We start from the raw sequence: 8,213 nt of genomic DNA, 5'->3' as shown, positions 1-8,213 counted from the left end.
TTTAGACAAGATAATTACAGTCACGATTTAAGCTGATTTATATGGGACAGCCCTGCCCTAGGGGATGTCACTTAAGCGGTGCAGATTTTGACTGACCTGCACCACCCACTTATCAGACAGGATTATTAATTCTGTTGCCCCATCTGACTAGACCATTGCATCAAACGGCCTTGCGACATATTTTTATTTTTTACATCCCCGTTATTCATAAAGGATGCCAACTCGGTTACCAGATCCCCCCTGCTCCAATCATATAGGAAACTTGCAAGCACATGGAAGGCTGCATCTGAGCAGTTAGAAATAATCTGTAGTTGACCGTTATTATTCCCCTCCAGGGAACTCAGTTTTTCCATCCATTTTCCAGGTGCAAATGCATAGTGAAAAGAAACTCCGCTATCATCAAGGTTGTTACCGAAACCCTGAGTACCCAAAAGCTCTTGCCGCAAAAAATTCTGGAAACGGGTATGTTCATTCTGAGTAACTTGCAGCCCATAATATTTCGTTGTCGGGTCTGCATTCATCCCTGTGTCATCACGCCAGCGGCCGGCAATAGGACGCATATTATTATGCCGCCCACCGACAGAACCAGTAAACGCGTCCCAGGAACTATTTGGATCCCAGCCAACGATAGTGTCAATGACACCGTTATTGCCGGTTATTAATGCAGTGTGCCCATTCCATGTTCTACCCATGGAGCTTTCCACTCCACCATTGCCCTGCCACTGCGCGTAAAATCTGGAAAAAAACGAGCTGTATGATCGCAAACTGGATACAAAACAAATGCCCGCAAAGTGTCCCTGACACGCTCTAGGATTAAAACCTCTTCCGCTCATCGCCTACATCCTCCATAACAACTATGAATAAATTACGCCAAGATCGATCTATTATTTTTGGCTGCCTTGGATTTTCCCAATTCACTTTAGGGGCTCTGAGTTTTTATTTTATTGACCAGAGTCAAGTATGAATCAATGAGGCCAGCCTGCAAATCGAGTTTATTTGATATCAAATTGGGACTATCGTGTCAACGAAAACGCGGTCGCTAAATTTATTTACGAGCTGATGCGCTGGATAGGTAGACCACAGAATTATCACACCTGAAAAGTATAAATAGGGGCCGACAGATAGCCACATTATGAAGGACTACCGGAAAACCTAATATCAAATTTGTGATTTTTATATTTTAATCAATAATATTCGCCTATTCACCACCTTCTACGACTACGAAAGATTATTAAAAAATTTCACAGATCCTTACATAGGGATATACATATACTCAAAAAGATCTATTTTTACGTATTTTTGTGCTGAACTTAATGATATTCATATGATGTGAAACCTGAATAACGGTCAACCAACCGATGGGAATGCCTCCACTGTTAAGACAGCCTCTTAAAATCACATTCAACCCCCTGAGCACTCCCCCAACGCTGCCAAATTTCAATAATTCATGCCAAGACAAAAATTGCAAATTTTCTATATTCCCGAGAAAATGGTATTGGAGATACCGCTATTTTAGATAAACGATACCTACTTAAAAGATGAAATTATGATATTCCAGTCAACTTAGTATCAAACACAAAAAAATATAAATAGTTTCAAAATCTCAAGCTGAATAGGCTAATTACCGCTGGGGTTTTAGGACCTGTTAACACTATTTTGGCTGCGGATCCTGGACAGGGGGCGCGGCGGTTTACAGTATAGGCTGTGGTAAACCTCGGGAGGAATTAGTCATTGGCGACGTCCATCACTGGATTGCTCAAAGCACGATTTAATACGGAAGCTAGGCGAACCCCACCCTGCTGCAGACGCATCTCCACAGACTCCCGGCAACGCAGGAAGTATTTTTCACCTAACTGTGATTCTGTGGTGTAAGCAAGATTATGGGCCAGTTTGTGGGATTCCTCCGCCCAAACAGAGACTGAAGTAGACTGCCAGCGCTGCCTTTCTGCTGTACTGATTTTCTCCGTTTGCTCTACGGCATAGTCAGCCCAATCTGAAACTAAGCGAGAAACCAAGTGGATATCCCAAAGTGCATGTAGGTTTGTATCAGTTCCATGCAGCTGGACCTGCACATCATTCCCGCCCCGATCAGAAAACAGACCGGTATGTAGTGGCTGGTGTAGATCACCGACAAAATGAGCAATAAACATCAGCGCTTCGGCACGCGCTATTTTGTTGCGCTCCCTGTCTGCCAAAATGGCCTCATAGCTTTTTATCGCCTTTAGTATACAGCCTGCCGGGGGGCAGTCCCGAACTTCAATATAAGTACTCCAATCACGGGGTAAATTTATATAGTGTAGAGGGGCTGCCCAGTTGTAGCTTTCGTCAGACCTAATTCGATCAGCCCAGGTTGCCGATTCCGCAAGGTGTGGTTCTCCAGCAGTTTCAAGCAAAAGCGCTACTTCAGCGGCAACTTCCGGTTCAAGATAATGCCATGCAATTTCCCCGACAACCCTATGGCCATCATCACCCCAAGCGTGCGCTTGTGCCATCGCCGTCAATCCAAACAGTGCGATAACGATACGAATACCCATCAACCGTATGCTCATAGCAAGGCTCCGTAAATTTAATTTTCCTGCGTACTTTAACGTCGGTATGTGACAAATAGGTCCCTGTAATAATTTATTTACACAAGCACCACATAATCGCTACCAGCTCTTAACCTGTACGTCCATTAAATCCGCTACCAAGCACGCTGGCTGTGACCAGGTGGATTAAGTCTCAGGAGCCAAATTCAACCAATACTTGGGCCACGTGAGTTGGTGATTCTTTAGACCAGGAAAAACTATGAAACTGTCTCTATTCCCTCGCCTACTGCTATCCGCGGCGATCATCTCAGCTGCCAGCACGGCACAGATATCTCACGCACAGGAAACTGCCGCAGGAATTCGCGGCTCTATCACCGGCAGTAGTGGACAGGCCATTACCGATGCAAAGGTGACAGTAGTTCATACACCATCCAACAGCCGTCGTGAAGTAAAAGTAAGCGAAGCGGGCCAATTTAATCTGAGCGGCTTACGGGTGGGCGGGCCCTACACGGTTACTATCGAATCTGAACAAGGTGAGCGGGTACTCGAGGATATCTATCTCTCTGTGGGTGATACGCTACCCTTGTCCTTGACCTTCGACTCCTCCAGCCTGGAGGAGGTTAGTGTATTGGGGCAGGCCCTTAGCACTTCACGCCTGGCTGTGGGCCCCTCCTCTCATTTTAACAGTGACGACTTGGCAAGTACCCCTTCCGTTAACCGCGATATCAAAGATTTACTACGCCTCGACCCACGCGTTTACATCGATGAAGCCAACCTGGATGCAATTCAGTGTGCCGGCGCCAATCCCCGATTTAACAGCTTGACTGTTGACGGCGTGCGTATGAATGACAACTTCGGTTTGAATAGCAACGGCTACCCGACTGAGCGCATGCCTTTCTCCTATGATGCGATTGACCATGTTGCAGTGGAACTTGCACCTTTTGATGTTCAGTATGGCGGTTTCAGCGCTTGCAACATAAACGCGGTCACCAAGTCAGGCACCAACGAATGGCACGGCTCCTTTTTTTATGACTACGGCGAGGATGGCTTCCGTGGTGACTCGCTGGAAGGTGACGATATTGATGTGGCCAGATTTGACGAGAAACGCTACAACGCAACCTTGGGCGGTGCCATTATTGCAGACAAATTGTTCTTCTTTGCCGCCTATGAAAAGTTGGAAGGCGTAGCTACTTTTGATCGTGGCCCGGCCGGCAGCAATGCCGCCATCGAAGTCCAGGGTGTCTCTCAAAAGCAACTGGATGAAATTGTTCGCATCTCCAATGAGGTGTATGGCTACCATCCAGGGGGACTCCCCACCAGCTTGCAAGAAGAAGATGAAAAGCTACTGGTCAAATTCGACTGGAATATCTCCGATTTTCACCGTGCGGCATTCACGTATAACTATAATGATGGCTTCTCTATTGCCCAGTCTGATGACGATCCCGACGAGCTGGAACTCTCCAATCATTATTATGAGCGCGGTGCAGAGCTAAATTCCTACGTTGGACAACTCTTCTCCGACTGGAGCGATATTTTCTCTACCGAATTGAAAATTGGATACACCGAATTGGATAATCGCCAGTTATCCCTGGGAGGGACTGACTTTGGCGAAGTTCAGATTACCACTTATAACGACCACGATAATGATGGCAGCGAGTCTCGTGCAACCGTCTACCTGGGTGCTGATGACTCCCGCCACGCGAACAAATTAAGTTATGAAAACCTAACCTTTAAGCTCGCTGGTAAATTACTACTGGGCGAGCACAACCTGACCGCCGGTTTCGAGCATGAAAATTTCGATGTTTACAATCTGTTTATCCAAGAAGCCGCCGGTGAATACCGCTTTGACAGTATTGAAAATTTTGAAGCTGGCATCGCCAACCTAATCACTTATGAAAATGCAGCCAATACCAACAATGTATTAGATGCAGCAGCTGAGTTCGGTTACAGCATTAATACTCTATACGTCCAGGATGAGTACACTTTCGCAAACGTTGACCTGACTGTTGTGGCCGGGCTGCGCTACGATCGTTACAGCAGCGATGACAAGCCAGTAAAAAACACAGAAGTATTGGCCAGTTACGGCTTCTCCAATCAACACACTGTGGACGGATTGGATCTGTTACAACCTCGTTTGGGTCTCAGCTGGAATGTTAATGACAATTTGGAGGTGCACGGTGGTGTGGGCCTTTATTCCGGAGGTAATCCCAATGTATGGATCTCCAACAATTTCTCCAACAACGGTGTTCTACAAATTGAAGCTCAGGACAGAAGCGGCACTCCGCTATTTGACATAGACTGGACCGATGACGGTAATCCAATATACGAAGTTCCCCAGACCCTATACGACCAGGTTGCTAAGGGCGATGGATCTTTAGGCGGCGTAAACCTGATGGACCCGGATTTCGAGGTGCCATCCACCTGGAAGTACGCAATTGGCAGTAGCTATGAGTTTGAGAACGGTTATCTGATGTCTGTAGATTACCTCTACAGCAACTATCAGGATGCCGCAATTATTCGCGATATCTCACTGGAACAAGTGGCGACAACTTCTGATGGCCGCCCAATTTACGACAGTGCCAATGGTCGTAGTCAGGACTTTATGCTGACCAACGTTGACGGTGACTCCGGTTATTCCAGCGTGCTCTCCCTAGGCTTGAGCAAGGCCTTCGACTTTGGACTGAATGTTGCCATTGGTTACGCTTTTACCGAGGCCGAAGATGTTAACCCCATGACCAGCTCAGTGGCCTACTCCAATTACACCAAGATCACCACTGCCGATGCCCAGAACCCTGGCACAGCGACCTCAAATTATGTTGTTCCACACCGGTTCACCCTGAAACTGGATTACATCCAGGAGTTCTTTGCTGGCTACGAAACACGCTTCACCCTGTTTGGTAGCGCCAACGAAGGTATCCCCTACAGCTATACATTCGCCGACAGCAATTTTGGTGATGCGGGCTGGGGGCGTGGCCTTCTGTATGTACCCACCGACTCTGGCGATACAAATGTTGTATTCACAGATAATTTCGACACGGAAGCATTTTTTGCCTGGGCCAATTCTGAAGATCTGGCTAGTGGCACTATGCAACGCAATTCACTCGATAGTGATTGGTGGACCAAATTCAACTTCCGTATCGACCAGGAGCTGCCGGGCTGGCGAGCGGAGGACCGGGTTAATGCCTACTTTATTATCGAAAACCTGGGCAACCTGCTGAATGACGAGTGGGGCGTAATGTACGAGGGGGGCTTCCCTCGTTACCAGGCTGCAGTAACGGCCGATATTGATGAACAGGGCCGCTATGTATTTGAGGAATTCCTCGATCCGGCGGGCCAGACTCGAGTTACTGACGCCTCTTTGTGGAGTGCCCGTATGGGTATCCGCTACGAATTCTAACTTTTAACCTTAGGTCACCCCTACAAAAGGCCGCAGCATTCACTGCGGCCTTTTGTAGGGGTTTATACGCTAGGCACTGCCCAACCAGCGCGCCAGAGTTTCCCTCAAAAGATCCTTGCTCAAAGGTTTGGTCAGATAGTCATCCATTCCCGCTGCCAGGCAGCGCCCTTCAAATTGCTCTTCGGTAGTGCTGGTTAATGCGACAATAGGGAGGCGGTCATCGGGACGGTGCTCCGCTTCCCAGCGGCGTAACATCTCAATAATTTGCGCACTGTGATCCGTATTTTGCTGGCAGTCTACCAATACAAGATCGTAATGCCCCTCCAGCAGGCGGGCCAACGCATCATCCGTATTGGCTGCAATATCAACCTGGTATCCCAGCGCCTGGAGCATCTCTTCTGTTACCCACTGATGGGGGCGTGATTCCTCTACCAGCAGTAGAGAATAATGGCGCGGCAGGTCGGCCCCTCCGGTAATCACTCTTCGGCAGCTCCGCTTCACACCGCCAAATAACAACCCCACCAGAGCATCATGTAGCTCCTTTCTGGTTACCGGGCGCCCCAGATACAGCGCTGATGGCATTAGGTGTTGTAAATGGGAAAATTCACTTTTCTGACCAAAGCCTCCGAGGCACACCAGACGGCTTTCTTTCCCCTCTTCGCCATAAGTTTTTTCAAAGAATGGCGTGATTGAATTAAAAAGAGTCGAGTCTCCCATTGCTGGAGCCATCATTACCAGCTGATTGCGCTCCACTGCCTGGCGAAGCAGCTGCTGTACCTCGCATTCACACCCCTCACACCAGCGCAGCGATTTTACATCCATTCCAAAAGAGCGAAGCACCTGAACAAGTCCGGATATAAATAGACCTTTCTGGTGAATCAGCAACACCTCGGTGTCTTGTAATCTTCTGTCTGGCGTGAGGTAAGTTCGCTGATTTTGCTCGGTCGAATACTTAATCACCACCTGATAGCGATTGCCATCCGGGGTTGAATGCAACTGCAAGTAGCCCCCCATGGCTTCAGCCAATCCCTTCGCAATTGAAAGCCCAAGACCAGTGGTTACCTGGGTTGTATCCATCCGGGAGAATGCGCCGAACAACTCACTCTCGTCGGGCAAGATCTCCCCACGACCATCGTCCATCAGGGTGATTGAAAGTTGTCCCTCTACCGTGGTGATTGGGTTATAGGAAACTTCACCCCACAATTCACCGCGCTGGGCAATACCTGTGGCGGAATCCACCAGATTTCGGATTAGCTGGGCCGTCTTGCGATTATCTCCGGTTACCATCACCGGGAGACTGTCATCAATCTGGAAATTAAATTCCAGATCTTGGCCGTGGGCAGCTCGGGCCGCAAATTTGAAGGATTTTTCGACCGTCTTAACAAGGTTGAAGGGGCCTTGGCGCAGGCGAATATCTTTGCGAGCTACTCGGGTAAACAAGCCGACATTGTCAACCAGCTTCAGCTGCTGACTACTGGCAGCCTTTGCCAGCTCAACCCACTCTTTTTGACGACTACTCAGTGGCTCCGCTTCCAGGAGTGCCAGCGCCCCCAGGGAGTCTGACAGCTGGCTGCGGAATTCCTGGCCAATATTGGCAATAAATTCATTCGTCAATTCAACGGCCGCTTCAGAGTGTTTTCGCGCTGCAGCAAGACTGCTCGCTCTCTGTTGCAGCTCTTGCATTGCAGAGAGACGCTCCCAATAATTTTCGGACTCACGACGGCCCTGGTGAGCCGTTAGCCAGATAAAGGCTAACGTCAGGGTTCCATAGATGGTGCCCAGGATCATGCCAGAGAACAAAGCCATAAGTGCGGCAGGCAGAAGCGAGGTCGCAGTGAACCAAGTCAGGAAACGGTGGTATGGAGAGAATACCGATGTCACGCTGGAACAAAATATAACGGAGTAAATCCACAGAAAATGTGTTTCTGGGGCAAATCCCATTAAATAGACAAAATAAAATAAAGTGAGGCCCCACCAGGCGGAACCTATGATCGAGAACAGGAAGTACCGATTGCGCCAGCGATTGGGCCCTGAGCCATAGAGGTGGTCAAAACGAAAGACGTAGTAACCTCGCACCAGTGTCAGGACTACCAAGCCAATGCCGAGTGTTAAAAGGAGGCGCGGTGCTTCCAGACGCATATCCCCAATAAACGCCGCGATGAGGAAGGCAAAAAGGGACAGTACCATTCCACGCCGCGTGTACTTGGCAATACGCATATCCGTAGCACGGCAAATACGTCTATCTTTTTGAACTTTGAGTTCAGGGCGATCAAATATGGACATTGCGA

Annotated in this window: 4 protein-coding genes; 1 reads left to right on the top strand and 3 read right to left on the bottom strand. The window is 48.5% G+C overall.

From position 1 onward, the window contains the following. Nucleotides 1-125: 125 nt before the first annotated feature. The gene (locus MO867_RS12415) at nt 126-692 is read right to left on the bottom strand and encodes a hypothetical protein (protein ID WP_252467834.1); all 567 of its coding nucleotides are present in this window, start codon (nt 690-692) and stop codon (nt 126-128) included. A 1,032-nt stretch (nt 693-1,724) separates the two neighbouring features. Beyond that, nucleotides 1,725-2,549, bottom strand: coding sequence for a S1/P1 nuclease (locus MO867_RS12410; protein ID WP_252467832.1), 825 nt, complete (start codon nt 2,547-2,549; stop codon nt 1,725-1,727). Nucleotides 2,550-2,787: 238 nt separating this feature from the next. Here MO867_RS12410 and MO867_RS12405 point away from each other — a divergent pair, with 238 nt between their 5' ends. After that, nucleotides 2,788-5,925 carry a TonB-dependent receptor gene (locus MO867_RS12405; protein ID WP_252467830.1) on the top strand — a complete coding sequence of 1,046 codons (3,138 nt, stop codon included), beginning with the start codon at nt 2,788-2,790 and terminating at the stop codon, nt 5,923-5,925. A 69-nt stretch (nt 5,926-5,994) separates the two neighbouring features. Here the strand turns inward: MO867_RS12405 and MO867_RS12400 are convergent, their stop codons facing one another. Continuing rightward, entirely contained in the window at nt 5,995-8,208 is a 2,214-nt protein-coding gene (locus MO867_RS12400; RefSeq protein ID WP_252467828.1) for a response regulator, read from the bottom strand. Between the last annotated feature and the right edge of the window lie 5 nt (nt 8,209-8,213).

The sequence above is a fragment of the Microbulbifer okhotskensis genome (genome assembly GCF_023895975.1).
Taxonomy (GTDB): domain Bacteria; phylum Pseudomonadota; class Gammaproteobacteria; order Pseudomonadales; family Cellvibrionaceae; genus Microbulbifer; species Microbulbifer okhotskensis.
The sequence above is the reverse complement of the archived record's forward strand: the minus strand, read 5'-3'. Positions and strand labels throughout refer to the sequence as shown.